20 protein-coding genes and 1 pseudogene are annotated in these 18,470 nt (G+C 66.8%); 9 read left to right on the top strand and 12 right to left on the bottom strand.

Translation table 11 applies throughout. The features are described 5' to 3' along the window. Positions 1-252: 252 nt before the first annotated feature. Positions 253-1,245, top strand: coding sequence for a quinone oxidoreductase family protein (locus BST14_RS17275; RefSeq protein WP_083065604.1), 993 nt, complete (start codon positions 253-255; stop codon positions 1,243-1,245). A 19-nt stretch (positions 1,246-1,264) separates the two neighbouring features. Here BST14_RS17275 and BST14_RS17270 read toward each other — a convergent pair whose 3' ends face one another. Then, complete coding sequence (locus BST14_RS17270; protein WP_083065602.1) at positions 1,265-1,771, bottom strand: DUF2505 domain-containing protein; 507 nt, start codon at positions 1,769-1,771, stop codon at positions 1,265-1,267. A 28-nt stretch (positions 1,772-1,799) separates the two neighbouring features. Continuing rightward, positions 1,800-2,405, bottom strand: a complete 606-nt coding sequence (locus BST14_RS17265; protein ID WP_245845461.1) for a M15 family metallopeptidase — start codon at positions 2,403-2,405, stop codon at positions 1,800-1,802. A gap of 159 nt (positions 2,406-2,564) precedes the next feature. Here BST14_RS17265 and BST14_RS17260 point away from each other — a divergent pair, with 159 nt between their 5' ends. Further along, entirely contained in the window at positions 2,565-4,073 is a 1,509-nt protein-coding gene (locus tag BST14_RS17260) for a serine hydrolase domain-containing protein (RefSeq protein WP_083065599.1), read from the top strand. A 17-nt stretch (positions 4,074-4,090) separates the two neighbouring features. On the opposite strand, the gene BST14_RS17255 is transcribed toward BST14_RS17260, so the two are convergent. The 3 genes from BST14_RS17255 to BST14_RS17245 all read right to left on the bottom strand — a co-directional run bounded on the left by BST14_RS17255 (position 4,091) and on the right by BST14_RS17245 (position 7,115). Then, positions 4,091-4,519, bottom strand: coding sequence for a LytR C-terminal domain-containing protein (locus BST14_RS17255; RefSeq protein ID WP_245845451.1), 429 nt, complete (start codon positions 4,517-4,519; stop codon positions 4,091-4,093). Between the two features lie 191 nt (positions 4,520-4,710). After that, the gene (locus BST14_RS17250; protein ID WP_083065596.1) at positions 4,711-5,574 is read right to left on the bottom strand and encodes a phytanoyl-CoA dioxygenase family protein; all 864 of its coding nucleotides are present in this window, start codon (positions 5,572-5,574) and stop codon (positions 4,711-4,713) included. A gap of 83 nt (positions 5,575-5,657) precedes the next feature. After that, a complete protein-coding gene (locus BST14_RS17245) occupies positions 5,658-7,115 on the bottom strand; it encodes a phospholipase D-like domain-containing protein (RefSeq protein ID WP_083065594.1) in 1,458 nt (485 codons plus the stop codon). 183 nt (positions 7,116-7,298) lie between these two features. On the opposite strand from BST14_RS17245, the gene BST14_RS17240 reads away from it, so the two are divergent. After that, the gene (locus BST14_RS17240) at positions 7,299-7,688 is read left to right on the top strand and encodes a DUF732 domain-containing protein (RefSeq protein WP_083065593.1); all 390 of its coding nucleotides are present in this window, start codon (positions 7,299-7,301) and stop codon (positions 7,686-7,688) included. 55 nt (positions 7,689-7,743) lie between these two features. On the opposite strand, the gene BST14_RS17235 is transcribed toward BST14_RS17240, so the two are convergent. The 3 genes from BST14_RS17235 to BST14_RS17225 are packed head-to-tail and all read right to left on the bottom strand — an operon-like array spanning position 7,744 to position 9,904. Beyond that, a complete protein-coding gene (locus tag BST14_RS17235; RefSeq protein ID WP_169926103.1) occupies positions 7,744-8,340 on the bottom strand; it encodes a methylated-DNA--[protein]-cysteine S-methyltransferase in 597 nt (198 codons plus the stop codon). 14 nt (positions 8,341-8,354) lie between these two features. Beyond that, a complete protein-coding gene (locus BST14_RS17230) occupies positions 8,355-8,849 on the bottom strand; it encodes an RNA polymerase sigma factor (RefSeq protein WP_083065590.1) in 495 nt (164 codons plus the stop codon). A gap of 50 nt (positions 8,850-8,899) precedes the next feature. Then, positions 8,900-9,904 (bottom strand): oxygenase MpaB family protein, encoded by a 1,005-nt coding sequence (locus tag BST14_RS17225; RefSeq protein ID WP_083065589.1) that lies wholly within the window; start codon positions 9,902-9,904, stop codon positions 8,900-8,902. 96 nt (positions 9,905-10,000) lie between these two features. Here BST14_RS17225 and BST14_RS17220 point away from each other — a divergent pair, with 96 nt between their 5' ends. From BST14_RS17220 to BST14_RS17205, 4 genes and pseudogenes are all read left to right on the top strand, one after another. Beyond that, positions 10,001-10,597, top strand: a complete 597-nt coding sequence (locus BST14_RS17220) for a TetR/AcrR family transcriptional regulator (RefSeq protein ID WP_083065587.1) — start codon at positions 10,001-10,003, stop codon at positions 10,595-10,597. Positions 10,598-10,608: 11 nt separating this feature from the next. Next, a pseudogene (locus BST14_RS17215) lies at positions 10,609-10,880 on the top strand (hypothetical protein). A gap of 47 nt (positions 10,881-10,927) precedes the next feature. Then, a complete protein-coding gene (locus BST14_RS17210; protein WP_083065586.1) occupies positions 10,928-11,338 on the top strand; it encodes a DUF4267 domain-containing protein in 411 nt (136 codons plus the stop codon). 50 nt (positions 11,339-11,388) lie between these two features. After that, entirely contained in the window at positions 11,389-12,216 is an 828-nt protein-coding gene (locus BST14_RS17205) for an LLM class F420-dependent oxidoreductase (protein ID WP_083065584.1), read from the top strand. A gap of 2 nt (positions 12,217-12,218) precedes the next feature. Here the strand turns inward: BST14_RS17205 and BST14_RS17200 are convergent, their stop codons facing one another. The 3 genes from BST14_RS17200 to BST14_RS17190 form a co-directional block, all read right to left on the bottom strand. Continuing rightward, entirely contained in the window at positions 12,219-13,694 is a 1,476-nt protein-coding gene (locus BST14_RS17200) for a protein adenylyltransferase SelO (protein WP_083065583.1), read from the bottom strand. A 29-nt stretch (positions 13,695-13,723) separates the two neighbouring features. Continuing rightward, positions 13,724-14,290: a hemerythrin domain-containing protein gene (locus tag BST14_RS17195; protein ID WP_083065582.1), complete on the bottom strand. Its 567-nt coding sequence runs from the start codon at positions 14,288-14,290 to the stop codon at positions 13,724-13,726. 237 nt (positions 14,291-14,527) lie between these two features. Then, complete coding sequence (locus BST14_RS17190; RefSeq protein WP_083065580.1) at positions 14,528-14,794, bottom strand: WGxxGxxG family protein; 267 nt, start codon at positions 14,792-14,794, stop codon at positions 14,528-14,530. A gap of 339 nt (positions 14,795-15,133) precedes the next feature. On the opposite strand from BST14_RS17190, the gene BST14_RS17185 reads away from it, so the two are divergent. Next, positions 15,134-16,096, top strand: a complete 963-nt coding sequence (locus tag BST14_RS17185) for a hypothetical protein (RefSeq protein WP_083065579.1) — start codon at positions 15,134-15,136, stop codon at positions 16,094-16,096. Positions 16,097-16,188: 92 nt separating this feature from the next. After that, positions 16,189-17,112 carry an HpcH/HpaI aldolase/citrate lyase family protein gene (locus tag BST14_RS17180; protein ID WP_083065578.1) on the top strand — a complete coding sequence of 308 codons (924 nt, stop codon included), beginning with the start codon at positions 16,189-16,191 and terminating at the stop codon, positions 17,110-17,112. A 2-nt stretch (positions 17,113-17,114) separates the two neighbouring features. On the opposite strand, the gene BST14_RS17175 is transcribed toward BST14_RS17180, so the two are convergent. Further along, positions 17,115-18,389: an HNH endonuclease gene (locus BST14_RS17175; RefSeq protein ID WP_083065577.1), complete on the bottom strand. Its 1,275-nt coding sequence runs from the start codon at positions 18,387-18,389 to the stop codon at positions 17,115-17,117. Positions 18,390-18,470: the final 81 nt, after the last annotated feature.

The raw sequence follows: 18,470 nt of genomic DNA, 5'->3' as shown, positions 1-18,470 counted from the left end.
AGCACTATCTCGAGCAATTGCACGCCTTGATCGAATTGCACCGCGACACCTTCGGCGCGGACGCGCCGACGCGGTAGACAGGACTCCGAGCTGTGGGAACTGTCTCAAATGTGGACGAATGTCACCGGTCGGCCGGAGACTGAACTCGTCATTGTTCTCAACGAAATCCGACCCGGCGAATTCGATTGAAGCGGGGCTGATCGTTCCGAAACCAGGCCACGAGCGAGAGTGGCTCGAGCAGGAGAAGCAGGCATGAAGGCGTGGTTTTGGGACGGCGAAGCGGGGTTGGATCATCTTCGGCTTGCCGAGGCGCCGGATCCGGTGGCCGCAGAAGGCGAAGTGGTGATGCAAGTCCATTACGCCGCTTTGAATCCGGCCGACCGGATGATGGCAGAAAGGCGGTACCCGTATCCGGTATACCCTCCCGCGCCGCACGTGCTGGGACGAGATGGCGTCGGGACAGTGGTCGAAGTCGGTCAAGGCGTACAAGACGTGCACGTAGGCGACGTACGCGTCCTGTTGCGCAGTCAGGTCGGACTTCTCCGTTGGGGCATGCTTGCCGAGCAAGTGTCGATCCCGGCGAATGTGTTGGCAGAGGTCCCCGAAGGTTGGACCGAAGAGCAGTCCGCTGGCGCCGCCGTCGTCTATCTATCGGCATACCGTGCGCTCACCATGTGGGAGCCGTTGAAACCGAATTCGGTGGTGTTGGTCACCGGCGCATCGGGAGGGGTCGGGGTCGCGACCGTGCAGTTGGCCACCGCGATGGGCCACACGGTCGTAGCTCTCTCGCGTAGCGACGAAAAGCAGCGGCGCCTAAGGGAATTGGGGGCGAAATTCACGTTCAATCCTGAGGATCCGCAGTGGCCCGCCGCCGCAACAGACGCGGTCGGATCCGGGGGAATAAACTTGGCGGTCGACACCATCGGGGGTAAGCAGTTACCTGACGTGATCGAAACCATGGGCGACTCGGGACGGCTCAGTTTGGTCGGCCAACTCGGCGGCGTGGTGCCCAATTTCGACACCGGCACACTTTTTTCTCGGTGGCTGAGGATCGGCGCAATGGCCCTGAGCTACTACACGCCAAAGCAACACCGCGCCGCCTGGCGCGATCTCGTGGCCATCATGGCCGAGTCCGGCGCGCGGCCATTGATCGACCGGGTGGTTGCGTTCGAGGAGGTGCCCCAAGCGTTTGAACGCCTGGCTGCAGGCCCGATGGGGAAAGTGCTGGTCAAGGTCAGGCCCTGAGGCCGGACACCAGCACGCCTCAGGTGTTTTGGATGATCCATGTGGTGGTGAAGCGCAACATCTCGGGGATGCCCTTGGCGAGGTCGGCCCCAATCGATTTTTCGAGCTTGCCGCCCACCAGAGGGATTTTGACCTCCACCTGCAGGGTGGAGTGCAGTTGTGAGCCGCCGTCATCCGTCGGCGCCAGCCGGGCTTCCGCACGGCCCGACCCCAATCCTCCTGACGCCGAGACGCTGATGTGCCCGCACACCTGGCGGTCGGCGTCCGGTCGCCACGTCTCGATCTGCACGATCTTCACGTCAGCGGTGACGAATTTGGCGACCATGCCGGGCAGGATCTGACGGCCCAGGTGCTGGGTCGTGCGCACCGTCACCGTGCCATCGACGTCGGTTACCACCGAATCCAGCGTGGCGTCGGCGGAGCCGGCCGCGATGCGGGCCAGCCAGTAATCCTCGCGACCGAACGCGGCATGGATTTGCTCGACAGTGGCGGACGACTCCGTTGAGACGTCGAATGAGCGCGACATATCCGTCCATTCTTACAGAAAGCCCGGCTCACGGTCGCTCAAAGTGCTGGTAGTCGACGGGGGACGTCCAGCGGCCGCCCCATCGCCACCCGCGGTCGGTGAAGACCTGCACGGCGCGATCACCATCGTGTAAGAGCCCCGGGTCCCTGCGGCCGCGATCCAGATAGTCCGCCGCGTTCTGCGGCGCAAAAGTGCCGGTGGCGTAGACGCACGGGTTGACACGTGGGTTGAGGTCGATGGCCCGGCCGTAGGCGTGTGGCGACCAGTGATCACTTCCCGGGATGCCTCGGCAGTTGAACGCCGACGTGTTGTCGTCCTCCATGGATTGCTCGTCGTCGGCGTCCGGATAGTGGTCTGCGGTGCGGATCTTCTCGATGGGAAAGCCCAGTCGGTACAGCCGCTCGAAGATCGTGATGACCTCCGGCGCCAAGTCCTCGTGCACGATCAGTTCGCCGCGGTGGGTCCGGCCGTCGAAACCAACGTGGTCGACGCCGACGCGCCGCAATTGCGCGGGGCTCAGCGGGCACCCCGGCCGCCAGCTCGCACCGAGCTCCGCGGCGGTGACCGGTCGAACGTCGGCATGGCCAAGCGCCCGCGGCGGCACGGGTGCCGTCACGGTGGCCCCAACCGCCAACGTGCCCGCCAGTGCGGCAAGCCGACGCCTGCCGCGAATCAATGGGGATGGGTCCTCACCGCTTGCTCCATCGGACAAGACCGTCGCAACCGAGCGCCGCGAGGCAGGTCCGACTCAACGCTACTGCAGGAAGCCCGGCCCTGGCTCTACCCTTGCGATATGCCGGTAGTCAGTGGCAGGCGGAGGTTCTGGCCGCCCTCGCTGCGCAAGACGGTTGTCGTCGCGATTGCGTTACTCGCCTTGATCGCGGCTTCGCCGTGGGCGTTCACGGCACACACACCGGTCACCGAGCCCGCACCGCAACGGGTGCGAACCCCAGATGTGGCGCCCGCACCCGAGTTCGGCGTCGTCTCCAAGCTGATGAACGACGCGATCGCCGCAAACGGGCTGCCCGGCGGCGTGGTGGTGGTCGGTCACGGCGGCAAGGTCGCCTTCCACCAGGCCTACGGGTCGCGCAAGCTCGCGGGTGAGCCGGGGCTGGACGGGTCGCCCGCACCCGCGGAGCCGATGACCGAGGACACAATCTTCGACCTGGCCTCATTGACGAAGTGCCTCGCAACGGCGGTCGCCATCATGCAGCTCTACGAGCAGGGCAAGGTGGGGTTCGACGATCCGGTGCAGAAATATCTGCCCGACTTCAACACGACGAACGATCCACGGCGAGCACAGGTCACGGTCCGCATGTTGCTGACCAACACCTCCGGCGAGGGGATCGACGTAGACCTCAAAGACGCCTGGGGATTGGGCGGACCAGACAAAGCTGAAGGCATTCATCGCGCGCTCGCCACGCCACTGCAGTCGGGGCCGGGTGAGCTTTTCCGCTACTCCGACATCAACTACATCCTGCTGGGCGCGCTGCTGGAGCAGGCCACCGGCGAGGCCGAGGACACCTACGTCGAGCGCAATGTGTTTGCGCCGCTTGGCCTGCAGCACACTCGGTATCTTCCGGCGGCCAAAGCGTGTGGACCGCATGTGGTGCGGGGGGCGGCGGTTGCCTGGGCCCGCGCGCCAGAAGGGTCGGCCCCGGTGGCATGTCCCGCGGGAAGCTGGAACGCGGACCTTTTGCCGCGCATCGCGCCGACGGCGCGCGACGAGGAAAGCAGAGACGACCCGGGCAAGAATCCGGATTTCTTCGCCCTGCTTCAGGGTACGGTGCATGATCCGACGGCGCGCCGCATGGGGGGAGTCGCCGGAAACGCCGGCCTGTTCTCGACGGCGCACGATGTCAGCGTCTTTGCGCAGGCGCTGCTTGACCGGTTGGCAGACCGCCCGAGTGAATTCCCTTTGCAGACAGCGACTCTTGAGCTGATGACGACACCGCAGCAGCCCGGCCATAGTGCAGAACAGATCGAAGCGGCCAACCGTGCCGCCCAACGAGCTCGCACTCCGAGGTATCCGGCGATCGAAGGGCAGAGCCTGTTTGGTTACGGATGGGACATCGATACGGCCTACTCCAGGCCGCGCGGCAGGGTCTTTCCCGTCGGCAGTTTCGGCAACACCGGGTTCACCGGAACCACGGTGTGGATGGACCCGGGCTCAAATACCTACGTGATTTTGCTTTCGAACTCGATACACCTACGGGGCAGCCCGCCGATCTCGAATCTCAGGGGCGCGGTGGCTACCGCGGCGGCGCAAGCCCTGCATCTCTACGGCGCCCACCCATCGTAAAACCCAGTAATCCCTTGTCATTTCACGCAGGGAATGCCGTCGGTCGTCATGCGTGAGAGGTTGGTGACCGCAGGTCCTTGCGTGGCCGAGCCGGTGGCCGGCACCGTGGTGATCGGCGCCGTGGCGGTCGTGTTCGGGGAGTCCGACGGGTAAGTGCGGTGGCGGTCGAACCTGGAGAAGTCGGTTCCGACCCTCAGTTGCACGGTGTTGCGGGCGATGCTGTCGGATGCGATCGCCGTGATGTCGAACCGGTCGGCGAGCTCGGTGCCCGCAACCTTCGCCCCGGGCCCGTAAGCGATGGTGCTGGTTTCGGAGACGGCATCGGCGGTGCTGATGTTTCCCTCACTGAAGATACCTGTGGCCAACGACTTTTCGAGATCCGCGGCCTCGCCTTGCCGGCCCGAGGCGTTGACGACGTCTAGCGCGACGCTGCCTGCGGTGCTCACTCCGTCGGCCTCCGGTTGCGCTGACGTGGTGAGACTGCCGGTCGGCGTCCCGGGGCTCGGCCGTCGCTGAATCTGCTTCTTGTTCGCCGGGCGGCCCCGCTCGACGCGTCATGACAGAACTGAGAATAGCCAGGTAGCAGCGCGCCAAACCGGGGCTTCCCGAGCCCGTTGGTGTCTGCGCGGACGCTTGGCTACGGTTGCGGCTCAATCTCCAAGAGCCGCAACGGATGCAGGCCGTCGACGTTGCCGACGAACGGCGGATGGATGCTGTAGCCGAGCATCCGGCGGATGTCATCGGAAACGGTTCGCGCGATCTCGCGCGACACCGACAGGGTGAAGGCCTCCATGGGGCGCAGCCACGGTTGGCAGTACTGCGCGGTGACGGCGAGGCGCTCGCGGTTGGTGTTGTTCGCGCCTCCACCGTGCCACAGGGTGCCCACGAAGAGGACGCACGAGCCGGCGGGCATGACGACCGGTAAGGCCTCATCGGCAGGGCCTGGGCGGCGCTTGCCCCAGCGGTGGCTGCCCGGGTAGAGGACCGTGGCGCCGTTGGCCGCGGTGAAGTCGTCGATCGCCCAAATCGTCGCGGCCGCCAGCGGAGCGCGAGGACGCGGGATCGGGTAGAAGCCGTCGTCGTGGTGCGCCAGCTGCGCGGCCTCACCGGGCTGAATGTTGATGGCCTGCAACGCCGAAAGCAGGTAGTTGGGCATCAGCAACCGGTCGAGCACCGCCAGCACCCGGGGATCATCGACGAGTCGATCGCACACCCGGGTCCTACTCAGCACGCTGTAGATGCGCTGGGTGCGTAGGCCCTCGAACGAATTGCGCCCGGTGTGCGCGAGCCACGGTCGCACCACCTCGCGGATCTGCGCGCACTGCTCGGCGCTGATCAGGTTCTCCCAGATGACATAGCCGTCGCGGTCCAGCGCCGCCATGTCCGCCTCGACGATCGCGCTGTCGACCGAACTTCCGCCGGTCGGCGTCCGCTTGTATCGCTGCGCCAGATCACCCCGCAGATCCTCCAGCGTGGTGACGTGTTCGTCGTCGATGCTCATCGGTGCTCGTCCTTAATCCACTGGCACTTCTGCCCACACTAAGCCGATTCCGCCTCGACCCACACCCCAAATCGCCGACGGGGTCAGCCTCGAAGGCCGGTGATGAACCGCTGCACGCTACGGGTCAGCGACCGCGGAACGTGGTCGGGATCCGTCAAGTCGTTCTCGGCCAGCGGTCCCGACTCATTGGCCACGGTGCGCTCGGTGAACGGGCGCAACGTCTTGCCATCTCCCCGAAGCGCCTCGATCGCCTGTAAAACCGACTGGTGTTCGCCGATCGCCTCCTCCAACTCGCCCACCGAAACCCCGAGGTGCTCGGCCACCAAATCGTTTCGGACCGAGCGGATTTCGCGGCGTGAGTCGTCGTGTTCGGGACACGCCGGGTGAGCCTCGATGGCCACGTCGCACTCGCTGTCGAAGCCCATCGACCGGTTGTTGAAGTTCGACGAGCCGATGCGCAGCAGCCGATCGTCGATCGCCAACACCTTCGAATGGACGTAGATCGGTGCATCGCGGTCGGTCACCGGCCAATAAATGCCCAATCGGCCATGCTCGTCGGCTTCCCACAGCAGCCGGATGAGGCGGTGGCGTGCGCTGTCCATCGTGCCCCGCTCGAGCGGGTTGTTGCCCCTACGGGCCAGCACGATGACGATGTCGGGGCCCTCGTCTTCGCGCAGCCGGGCGGCCAGCGCCTCGACGATGGTTCGGGACGCCAGGTACTGGTTCTCCACGTAGACGGTGCGGCGTGCCGTCGCGATCGCGGCCAGGTTGAGCGCCTCGACCTCCCGGACCTCCCGGCGATCCAGCAGCTGCGGCACGGTGCGCGCGATTGCGACGTCGACGTTGCGCAGGGTCGGTCGCAGCTTGCTGGGCCAGGCGCTGTGCTTGGCCTCGACCTGGCTCAGCGATTGCTTGGTCGCAGCCTCCCAGCGCGCCAGCGCTTGCTCGCCCAACGCCCGCGCCGCCGCGCCGTCAACCGCCAGCCCGACGTCGTGTCGCGGCCCATAGCTGCGCCCCGCCGCCCGGCGATGGCGACTGTCATGCTCATGCGCACGGGTGTCCCATCGTTCGAGGGTCAGATCGATGCCGCCACAGAAGGCCACGGCATCGTCGATGGCCACGATCTTCTGATGGTGCACGGAGCCGACCGGATGTGCGCCGTCGATGGCGAAGTGCAGTCGCCTGCTGCTGACCTGGTTGAGCAGCGACACCGGGGTGAGCGCAAACCAGAGCCCATCGAAGGCGGGCAGCAGACGCAGATTGGACTTCAGTACGTAGATGTCCAGGCCCGGGCGTTTCCACACCATCCAATAAAGGAACGCGCCCAACTGGTTTGGCCCGGGGAGTGTCTTCTCACCCCGCTCGAACGTCACCCGCGAGTCGAAATCCCAGCCGATCAGCACTATTCGATGACGGGCGCGTAGCATCGCCGCCTTGACGTGCTTGAAGTAGTCGGCCGCGTCGATGATGGGGGCAAACCGGTCGGCGCGCGAAACGCACCAGCAGGTCTGGCCGGGGATCAAAAGTCGATCGTCGTGCACGCTGGGGCTCTCAACGATGTTGATGGAACAGCGCGGACATAGCCACTATGTACCACATCGGGGGCCGCCGCCAGGGTTGCTGCGCAACCGCCATCCCACGGTTCGACTTGCGCCTTTGCCGCGGTCAGCCCGGCCGGAGCCCCTCGGCAGGACAATGGCGCCGATCTATATGAGGATGAAGCGATGCGAATGCTGCTAGTGCTTGCGGGCGCGGCCGCCCTCGTCGGCGCGGCCGCGCCCGCTTACGCCGATCCGGTCGAAACTTCGGGACCTGATGCGACCTTCATCGCCGCGCTCAACCAAGCGGGCATCACCTATCAGGATCCGGCTGCCGCCGTCGGGGTGGGTAAAAGGGCGTGTGAGTTGATGGACCAGGGCAGTCCCCAGGTCGACGTCATCAAGAGCGTGTCGTCGAGCAATCCTGGGTTCACGGTGGACGGCGCCGCGCAGTTCACCATGATCGCGGCGAGCGCCTACTGCCCGCAGCATCTGGGCCAACGTGTGAACCAGGCGCCGACGACGCAGCCGGCGCCGAGCGTCGACCTTCCGCCGCTCACCCCGGGTGCCGCCTAACGGCCGGCGTGGCCGCTATCGCGGTACGCGGCAATGGGATTCGCCCGGATCCGACTCACGCCGCGGCCTCGAGGGCGAGCAGGATGCGTTTGGCTTCCACGCCGCCGAGGTAGCCGCCCGGCGCCCCGTCGCTGCGCACGACGCGGTGGCAGGGCACCACGACCGGCAGCGGATTGGTGGCGCAGGCGCTACCGACGGCGCGAACCGCGTTGGGGTTGCCCGCCAGCCTGGCCACCGCGGCATAGCTCGCGGTGTGGCCGTAGCCGATCTCGGGCAGACGCCGGAGCACCGTGTTGCGGAATCCGGCCGAGAGCCGCCAGTCGAGCGGCACGCTGAATTCTTGGCGCTTGGCGGCGAAGTACTCGTCGAGTTGCCTCGCGGTCCTGTCGAGACGGGCGGGCGCGTGCAGAATGCGTGGACTGATCCTGTCGGCGAGGCGCTGCAGGACGGTGTCGTGCCCCTCGCTTGGGTAGGCGACGCGGACGAGGCCGTGCTCGGTTGCCGCGATCAGCAGGGCGCCAACCGGGCTGTCGACGACGCGGTAGGCGATGTCGAGGATGCCTTCGTGTTGGGCGGCCGCTGCAAGCCGGGCGTGCAGCGCGTCGAGGTCGTCGGCGCCTGCGTCGGTGATCCGCGCCAGCTCGCGGGCCATTCCGTGTTCGGTGCTCATCGGTGTTCTCCTGTCCTGGTGGCGATGCCGGGGTACGTCCGTCTGAGGGAGGCGATGCCGTCGGCGGCGGCGCGCCGGGCGGCGTCGGGGCTGCCGCCGAGGATGGCGGCGATCTCGGCGTAGGGCAGGCCGGCCAGATAGTGGTAGGCCACGGCTTGCTTCTGCTTGTGCGGCAACCTGGCCAGCGCGTCGGCGAGGTCGTCGTCCCGGCCGGGGTAGGCCTTCCCGGCGGTCTCGGGAATCTGGTCGGTCGGCACCGCCCGTCGCGCGCGAGCCCGGGTGACGTCGATGGCTTTGCGGTGCGCGATGGTGACCAGCCACGCCTCGACGTTGGTGTCGGCGGGCAGGCCCGGGTAGCCGCGCAATGCGGATAGGAACGTCTCCGACCAGGCGTCGTCGGCGTCGACCGGCCCGACGATGGCGCGGCACACCCGCAACACGGTGGGGCCGTGGTCGACGACCACCGCCTCGAAGGGGCGTTTGGCTGTCACGCTGTGTAGACGCTGCGGCCGCGGACTTTGTGAGATGCCCCCAGTCTGGGCTACACCGACTGGAAGCTGCGCTCCACCTCCGAGCGGCTGCGAACCTGATCGCTGCCCGGCACGTAGGTCGGCAGGGTGTGCGGGACGGTGGTGCCGCCCTTCACCCTGGCCTGGGCCTGCTGGAACTCCGGAGTCGGGCCGGCCGCGGCGTTGATCCCGTTGATGATCGACCACACCGCGGCGCGGCGGGCGGTGCGTTCGATGGTGTTGCAGTCGCGGTGCTGCAGCATCTGCTTGGCCCATTTCGGCATGGTGTCGCGGATGGCCCAGTCGACAGCCGCCTGCGGCATGGGAACGTTGGGACCGGTGCCCATCGCTTTTCCGTGTGTGACAGCCAGTTTCGGCAGGTAGGACTCCAGGCATTCGAGCGTTTCAGCCTTGGTGGTCGGCAGATCGGTGCCGCCCAGGGAGTGCCCGACCCGGACGAACTCGCCGTAGTAGCGGTCGAGTTTCTTGCCGCGCAGAGGCATTGGGTGATAAAGCTCGTGTGCGGTGGCCAGGCCCCAGACCACCGTCGCATAGTTCCACCGCAGCCATTCGGGGTCATCGGCATCGTAGCGGGCGCCGTCGGGGCGCGTGCCCTTGATGGTGTGGTGCATCGCGCGCACCGATTGCGCCAGGCGCTCAGCGGTTTCCGTCGACCCGTATGCCGTGCCGACGAAAAAGGCCACGGAGTGGCCGAGGCGTGTCGCGGCGCCCTCCGGATCGATCTGGGGCACATGCGATATCGGGTTTCCGTTGCTGTCCCGCTTGATCAGCCGTGAGTGGTGCATGCCCATCCAATAGATCGACGGGTCCAGGGTCTCCATGAAGGCGGCGCATTGCAGGCCGAAGATCAGCGCGGGCAGGTGCGAATGCACCCGCCACACGGCGCTGTCGGGACCGAACCAACCCGGATCGCCCACCGGTGCGGCGAACTCCATGCCGCGGAAGAAGTACCGCCGCATGTTGTCGTCCAACTTCTTGTTGATCATTTGCCCGACGATCTGGTGTGGCAGAAACACAGCGCGCTCCTCGGCATTCTGGTCACGACTGTAACCAGAATAAGTTTTGGCTACGGGTGTGACAAGACCCGGGCGCTCTCGACTTACGCTGTAGGGATGTCGAGTCCCACCCGGTGGGCCGGTATACCGCTCAAGGACCGCCGCGCCGAGCGTCGTGCGCTGCTGGTCGAGGCCGCCTATCGCCTGTTCGGCAGCGGGGGCGAGGCGGCCGTCTCGGTGCGCTCGGTGTGCCGGGAATGCGGGCTGAACACCCGGTACTTCTACGAAAGCTTCGGCGACACCGACGATCTGCTCGGAGCAGTCTATGACCGGGTGAGTGAGCAGCTCACCGAAGTGATCGCGACCGCAATCGAGGAGGCGGGGGATTCGCTGGGGGCCCGGACCCGCGCCGGTATCGCGGCGGTGCTGGGTTTCTCGTCGGCCGACCCGCGCCGCGGCCGCGTGCTGTTCACCGACGCCCGCACGAATCCCGTGCTGGCCGCCCGCCGTCGCGCGACGCAGGACATGCTGCGCGAGGGCGTATTGACCGAAGGTTGGCGCCTCAATCCGGATTCCGATCCGGTGGCCGCGGAGGTGGCCGCCGCCCTCTACACGGGTGCCATGGCTGAGCTTGCTCAGCAGTGGCTCGCCGGGCATTTGGGCAGTGATCTCGACGCCGTCGTCGACCACGCTCTCAAGTTGGTGCTGCGGTAGCTAGGAATGTCATGGGCGGAATCGAACATGCGATGGCCCCGCTCCGGCGCATGCTCGGGCACAAAATCAGCGTCGGCGCGTCGATCGAACTGGCGCTGTGGCTGACCATTCCATATTTGTGTATTGGGTTCGCGTGGACCGTTTTCACCCCGAGCAGACGCAGCGAATCCAGGCGCGGATAGAAGCCGTGTCGCCTACCAGCGCGGACGCCATCGCCTTCGGTGCGGCCACGGTGCTGTGGCCGGCGTCGTTGGAGATCGCCGATTCCTGCCCCACGCCGTGAGCGACTTGCGTGCGCGATGGGACGGTTTGCTCGTAGGCTCAGGAACCATGTCAATCGACCGGTTCGGCCTTCTCGCGGGCACCATCCGACTCGCTTCTGGCGTTTCATTCCTCGTCGATCCCTTACGGGCGAACAAGCTCTGGGGCGACCCGGAAGAGCCGACGCCGACCGCGCAATTGTTGTTGCGCTCGATGGGCTATCGCGACGCACTGATCGGTGCCCTGCTCGCCGCGGCGGCGCTGCGCGGTAAGGGCACGCGCGGCTGGTTTCTGGCCTCCGCCGGTGCCGACGTGGCCGACCTGGTCGGCGGGTTGAGCGTGCACGGCGAGCTGAAGCCCTCGCAGCAGATCATCGGCCTCGGTGGTGCCGCGGTCGGCGTGGCCACCGGCCTCTGGGGCGCGGTACGCCCGAGCACCCGTTCGGCCAAACCCGCGGTGACCGAACAACCAGCGCCGTGAGCTGACATACCCGCGCTGACAACCGCGCGGCGATGCGGTTGACTAGCGTCATGGATTTCGGTGTGCTGACCTTCGTTACCGATGACGGCATCGGTCCCGTCGATCTGGGCAAGGCCCTCGAGCAGCGCGGGTTCGAATCGCTCTTCCTCGCCGAGCACTCACACATTCCGGTCGACGCGAAGACCCCGTACCCGAGCGGTGGGCCGATTCCGCCGAAGTACTACCGCACGCTGGATCCGTTCGTGGCGCTGACCGCCGCGGCGGCCGCCACCGAACGACTCATTCTGGGCACCGGCATCGCGCTGGTACCCCAGCGCGATCCGATCCACGCGGCCAAAGAAGTGGCGTCGCTGGATCTGGTGTCGCAGGGACGCTTTCGTTTCGGTGTGGGCGTCGGCTGGTTGCGCGAGGAAATCGCCAATCACGGGGTGAATCCCGCGGTTCGCGGACGGGTGGTCGACGAGCGGCTCGAAGCGATGATCGAGATCTGGACACACGAAAAGGCGGAATTCCACGGCGAATTCGTGAACTTCGACCCGATCTACAGCTGGCCCAAGCCGGTGCAGAAGCCCTATCCGCCGCTTTACCTCGGTGGAGGGCCGGCGGGCTTCAAGCGCATCGCCCGACTCAACGCGGGGTGGCTGTCGATGACACCATCGGCAAAGGAATTGTCGGCTCCGCTCGAGCAACTGCGCGAGGTGGCCGGCGAGGACGTGCCGGTGATCCACTTCCACGGTGGCGAACCGACGGCGAAGAACCTCGAGGCTTATCGCGATCTAGGACTGACACACCTCTTGGTGGACCTGCCGACCCAGCCTCGCGACCAGACGCTACAACGCCTGGACGTCCTGCGCGCCGAGCTCGCCGAATTATCGTAAAATCAAGTGCCACAGAAGGTTTGGTATCTCCCGAAGTCCTCGGGGGCCGGGGCGGCGTAGCGTTCGAGGCCCGGCCGTTCGGCATAGGGTTGCGTCACCGCGGCGAGCAGTCGTTCCAACGGGCCGAGTTCGCCGGCCGTCGCGGCGGCCAGCGCCTCCTCGACCAGGTGGTTGCGCGGAATGTAGGTCGGGTTGGTGCGATCCATCGCGTCGGCGTCGGGACTTAGCGCCCGCCACCGCGTCAACCAGGCGTCGAAACCGGTGAGGTCGGCGAACAACCCCCGGACCGGTCCGATGTCGGACCTGGCATCTCCCCGCGCTGCGTGGCTGAGTTGGCGGAAGAACGAGGTGTAGTCGACGTGATTCTGCTTGAGCAGCAGTAGCAATTCCTCGACGAACACCGTGACGAATTCATCGTCGATGTCGGCGGGCAAGCCGAGCTTGGCGCGCATGCCGGAGGACCACACCGCGTCGTAGCGGGCTTGGAATATCCCGAACGATCGCTCTGCGCGCGCGATCGCCTCCTCGGTGTTGTCCGAGAACAGCGGCAGCAGCGTCTCGGCGAAGCGGGCGAGGTTCCACCCGGCGATCACAGGTTGATTGCCGTAGGCATAGCGTCCCCAGAAGTCGATCGAACTGAAGACGGTGTCGGGATCGTAGGCCTCCATGAAGGCGCACGGCCCGTAGTCGATCGTTTCGCCCGAGATGGTCGTGTTGTCGGTGTTCATCACCCCGTGGACGAACCCGATCAGCATCCATTGGGCAATCAGGGATGCCTGGACGGCAACCACTGCTTCGAACAGGGCGAGGTAGGGATTGTCCGCCTCGGCGGCCCCGGGGTGGTGTCGCGCGATCGCGTGGTCGGCGACACGGCGCAGCAGGTCCTTGTCGCCGGTGGACGCGGCGAATTGGAAACTGCCCACCCGCAGATGGCTGCTGGCCACCCTGGTGAGCACCGCCCCCGGCAGCGTTTCTTCGCGATGGACCGGACGCCCGGTGCCCACCACCGCCAACGAGCGCGTCGTCGGTACGCCCAGGGCATGCATCGCCTCGCTGACGATGTATTCGCGCAGCATCGGCCCTACCGCGGCCAGGCCGTCACCCCCACGCGCGAATGGCGTGGCGCCCGAGCCCTTGAGGTGGACGTCACGCAGCCGCCCGTCGCAGTCGACCAGTTCGCCGAGCAACAGCGCGCGCCCATCACCCAACCGTGGAACAAAGCCGCCGAACTGGTGTCCGGCGTAGGCCTGCGCTACCGCAGTTGCGCCGTCGGGCAGCCGGTTACCCACCAAAAAGCGCAACCCCTCAGGGCCGCGCAGCCAGCCGGCGTCGAGGCCCAGCGTCGCGGCGAGCGGCTCATTGAGCACCAGTAGCCGCAGCTCGGGGAACGTCTCGGCCTGCCAGGGGACCGCCATCTCCGGCAATTCGCGGAAAAACCGATCCTTCAGGTCGACGGTGGTATCCGGGGCAACGCTCATCTCATCGAGCCTACGGAAACCCCGGTGCGCTATCCGAGCGCTTTCCCGATGAGGTCACGAGCGCGGTCGAGCATGGACGCGAACGGCCCGAGCGCGAAGTTCAGCTTGGCCGATTCCACGCCGGGGTGCGGACGGGTCGGGGCGATGGCCTCGGCCGCGCGCACCGCCGCGCCCATCCGCTTGAGATCGTCGGCGTCCACTTCGCGCTCCAGCACGGGGAATTCGTCGTTCTCTTCTTGCCGGGCGTGCTCGAGTACGGCTTCGCGCAGCTTGCGGAGTTCGTCGATGAATTCCTGGGAGGTAATGTCTAGCTTCTCCACCTGCGAGAGCAACTCCTTGGCCTCATGCTCTTCTTTGAGAAGAGCATCGACGATCGCGTCGCCGGCGTCGTCCTCCCGGCGCACGCGCGGGTGCACCACCATTTCCTCGGCGGTCTCGTGGACGGCCAGCAACTGGCGCAACGCCGCGAACGGCTCTTCACGCGCCTTTGGATCCGTGGCGTGCAGCACTTGGTCGAACATGTCCTCGATCAAGTTGTGCTGGGCTTTCAGGAACGCGACGACTTCGTCGGGTGACTGAATGATCATCTCGGCCATCGCCGGGACCTCCTGTGCTGGGAGAGTAGGAAACGCACGGTGGGCTGCGTGCGGCTTTGATTCAGGGCATACCCGCTGGACAAGCCGCCAAACGGCGTCCCGGCGCGCGCGACGACCACCGACGCCCGGCGGTCAGGCGAGGTACCTTGCGGCACAAGTCTTTCCGGTGCCAGTGTGCGAGTGCCAGATCCCCGCCGGCCGCGCGCGCCCGACGGGGATCTGGTGGAGCGCGGTGGGTTAGACGCCGCGGTCGCGGGTGGTGGCCGGCCCGACGCCGGTGCCGGTCTCCTTGCGGCGCATCAGTCCGGCGAGCCCACCGAGGCCCAGGAGCCCAACCAGGCCCCACAGCCCGGTGTTGTCACTGTGCTGGTCATTGTTGTTGTCCGCCAACGTGGTTGTGGTGGACGTCGGCGCCGGAGCGCTCGGACCGGCGGCATTGGCGACACCTGCGCCGCCGAACAACAGTGCCCCGGTGGCTGAAACGATTGCAATGGTCTTACGCATTTCTACTCCTATGAGTTTGCTGGTCGAACCAAAAGGGCTGATCGACACGCGTTCCGGGACCAGGGTGTTCTAGTCCGTATGCAGCTACGCACGGCCGGTGGCCGCGACGTGGCGAGAGATGGTGTACCCGGGACAACCAGACCCAAACTCGACGCCAGCGCTTTTTTCGTTTGCTGCCTACCGCCTCGGCGAGTCGGGCGGCCAGGCGGTCGCCCGGCAAAGAAGCGAAATGCGTCACACGTCCGCCGCCGATGTTAAGCGCCTCGCGCCAAATGGGTAGCCGCAGAAACAAGGCGGCTTTCGTGCCGATCCCAGTAATTAACCAGGAGGCAAACTTTCATGACTTCATCGGACAAGGCCACGGTACTGGCCCAGCTGCGTGCGCTGCACCAGTTGACCAACACCGAAATTCAGGTGGCCGAAACCCGCATTGCGCAGGCGCGCACTGAAGCGGTGCAACGTGAGCTGACGCAGAACGCCTCGAACGGGCGGGAGCGGTCGGAGGCCATCGAAAAGGCGATCCGGGACCTCGGCGGCGTCCCCGACGTGGTCGGCCCGTTCCTGGGCCGCGCGGCCGCGGCGGTCAAGGCGTTGACCGAGCAAGCCCAACCGTTCGACGAGGCGCTTTTGGGCGATTTGGCGCTGGAAAACCAGCTGCTGGACCGCTCCCGCTACCTCAAGGCGCTGGCCGTCGCTGCCGAACTCCCCGACGTCGAAAGCCTGGCGACGCGGCTGATCACCGCCCACTCGGCGACCGTCGCCTGGCTGACGACCGTGCTTGCCGAAGATGCCCTCGGCGGGCCGGCTGCGCTGCGGCGCACGCCCTTGCAGGCGGCGACCGGTACCGCGGTCAAACTGTTCAACCTGCCTGTTGAGTGGTCGACCCGCGGAATCGACCGCGCCGCGGACGCGCTGCGTTCCGCGCGGCCGTCGTTCAGCGACCTGGTGGGCAGGGGCGCCCACGCCGGTGACGTGGCGACGAAGGCGCTCGCCGCGTCGCGCAACGCCGCGCTCGAGGCGGCCGAGAGGGTCACTCGCAACGAGGGGGCCCGGCAGACCGCGGATGCCTTGCATTCCGCACGCGCCGCCGTGGGTGTCCTCGACGCCGACGAGCTGCCCATCGCCGACTACGACGAGCTCAACGTCAACGAGGCGGCGGCCGCCGTCAAGGAGCTCACCAGCCCGAGCGACGTTCGGGCGATCATCGCCTACGAGGAGGCGAACAAGAATCGCCAGCGGGTCATCTCAGCTGCGCAAACACGCGTGGCCGCGATCGCGCAAGAGGTCGTCGGCATCAACTAGTTCGAACGTCCGAGCAACTGGCACGGCCGCCCGGCCCGGGTTCTCACTCGGTCGGGCGGCCGCGCCGTCTGCGATGTCGCTACGGTTGGGGAATGTACGAGCAGGTCAACAGCAGCGCGCCGGAGTCCGACGACGTCATCGGCTTCCGCATAGACCCCGTTCTGGCCCGGAGTTGGCTGTTGGTCAACGGCGCGCACGACGACCGGTTTCAGTCCGCCGCGCGCTCGCGCGCCGACATCGTCGTCCTCGATATCGAGGACGCCGTCGCGCCCAAGGACAAGCACGCCGCCCGCGACAACGTGGTGCGTTGGCTGAAGGCCGGGAACACCGACTGGGTCCGCATCAACGGCTTCGGCACCCCGTGGTGGGCGGACGACCTGGCCGCCCTGGCCGCCACTCCGGTCGGTGGGGTGATGCTGGCGATGGTCGAATCGGTGGACCACGTCACCGAGACGGCGCAACGCCTGCCCAACGTGCCGATCGTCGCGCTGGTGGAAACGGCCCGCGGCCTAGAGCGCATCACCGAGATCGCCGCGGCGAAGGGAACCTTCCGGCTCGCCTTCGGCATCGGTGACTTCCGCCGCGACACGGGTTTCGGGGAAGACCCGGGCACGTTGGCGTATGCCCGGTCGCGATTCACGATCGCGGCCAAGGCGGCCAGCCTGCCGAGCGCCATCGACGGGCCAACGATCGGCTCCAACGCTTTGAAGCTGATCGAGGCCACGGCCGTTTCCGTGGAATTCGGGATGACCGGCAAAATCTGCCTGACCCCGGACCAATGCGGCGTGGTGAACGAGGGCCTGTCACCCTCGCACGACGAAATATCGTGGGCCAAAGAGTTTTTCGCCGAGTTCGAGCGGGACGGGGGAGAGATCCGCAACGGTTCCGACCTGCCGCGCATCGCCCGGGCGACCAAGATTCTCGAACTCGCGCGGGCGTACGGCATCGAGCCGTCGGAGTTCGACGACGAAGAAGGGGATCATTCGCCGGCGCCGTCGGACACCTATCACTACTAGTGTCAGGCGGCGTGTCGCGCGAGCGCGACACCGACGCGGATTTCCAGTTTGCTCACGGAGATCGTCGGACCGCGCGGCGGGGCCGCCGACCGGTAGGTTTTACCGGTCGGCGTCGTGAAAAGCGCCGTGTGCGTGTGATTTTCGGCGACGCTGGCGCTAACATTCCACCCCGCGGTTTCCTTGACGTAGTTGCAGTACTCGCACAGCCCCAGGCCGTTGTCCGCATTCGTCGGGCCGCCGTCGGCCCATGGTTGCGCGTGGTCGCGGTGCCGGATCGGCGCGTCGCAGTAGGGAGTGCGGCAGCGTTGATCGCGCAGCCCGATGAATGTGGCCAGGCCGCGGGGAAAAAGTCGTGCCCGTGACTCCATGGCCACCAGCGCCCCGGCTCGGGGATGCGTGTAGAGCCTGCGCAGGGTCGCCCGCGAGCGATCGTCGGTGGCGGCCTGCGCGACCATGTTGCGCGCGACCGCGGCGGGAATGGGACCGTAGCCGCACACGTCGGCCGGCGTGTTGTCGCCACCAAGCAGCGTTTCGTCGGACAGCACCAGGTTGACCGCGATCGGGGTGGGGACCGCCGCGCATCGCCCGGTGACCCTTTCCACCAGCGTGTCCGCCATGACTTGGCCGCGGGGCCGCCCGTCACCGCGGGTGTCCGCTTCGCGGCTCAATGCCGCGTACACCGAAACCCCCTGAGCCACGGGCAATAACGCGGTGAGATAGGTCATCGTGTCCGGCGCCGGCCGGATGGTGACCGTCCGGTCGTTTTCCGCCTTGGCGGCCCGCTCGACGACGGCATGCGGATCGAGCCGGTAGGCGATCGCCTTCGCGGTCGCGGCCACGCGTGCATCGCCCATGCCGGTCAGACCGGTCGGGTCGGCACACATTTCCGCGTCCAGGGCGCGGCGGTCTTCGACGTCCAGGCACGCGCTTTCGCGCACGATCAGCGTGGCCCGCCACTCCGACAAGACCCCACGTTCGAGCGCCGCCAGCGTGTGCGGCATTTCGTGCACCAGGGCCTTGGCGAAGCCGAGATGCCGCCCGCCCCGCGCGGGTGCATCCTGTCGTGCCAGAGCGACCTCGCTGGCCACTCCGCGTCCGCGCCGCGCCGCGGGCACCCCGGCGGCCGCTTCGGCGGCCCGACGCGACGCATCCAGGGCCGCCGCCGCGCGGGCCTGGCCCGCGGCCGCCGCGGACTTGATCGACTCCAACTGGGCGATGCGCTCGATCAGCGTCGATTCGTCGGCTGCCGGGTCCACCGCGGCCCATGATTCGAACATAGGTGCGGCTCCTCACCTTCTCGTGGGTAGCTGTGGGTGGATTCCGCCGAGGGTCAGATAGATCATTGAGGTCAGTGCTTG

Source organism: Mycobacterium arosiense ATCC BAA-1401 = DSM 45069 (genome assembly GCF_002086125.1).
GTDB lineage: Bacteria > Actinomycetota > Actinomycetes > Mycobacteriales > Mycobacteriaceae > Mycobacterium > Mycobacterium arosiense.
Note: the sequence above shows the minus strand (reverse complement) of the source record. Positions and strands in the feature narration are given on the sequence as shown.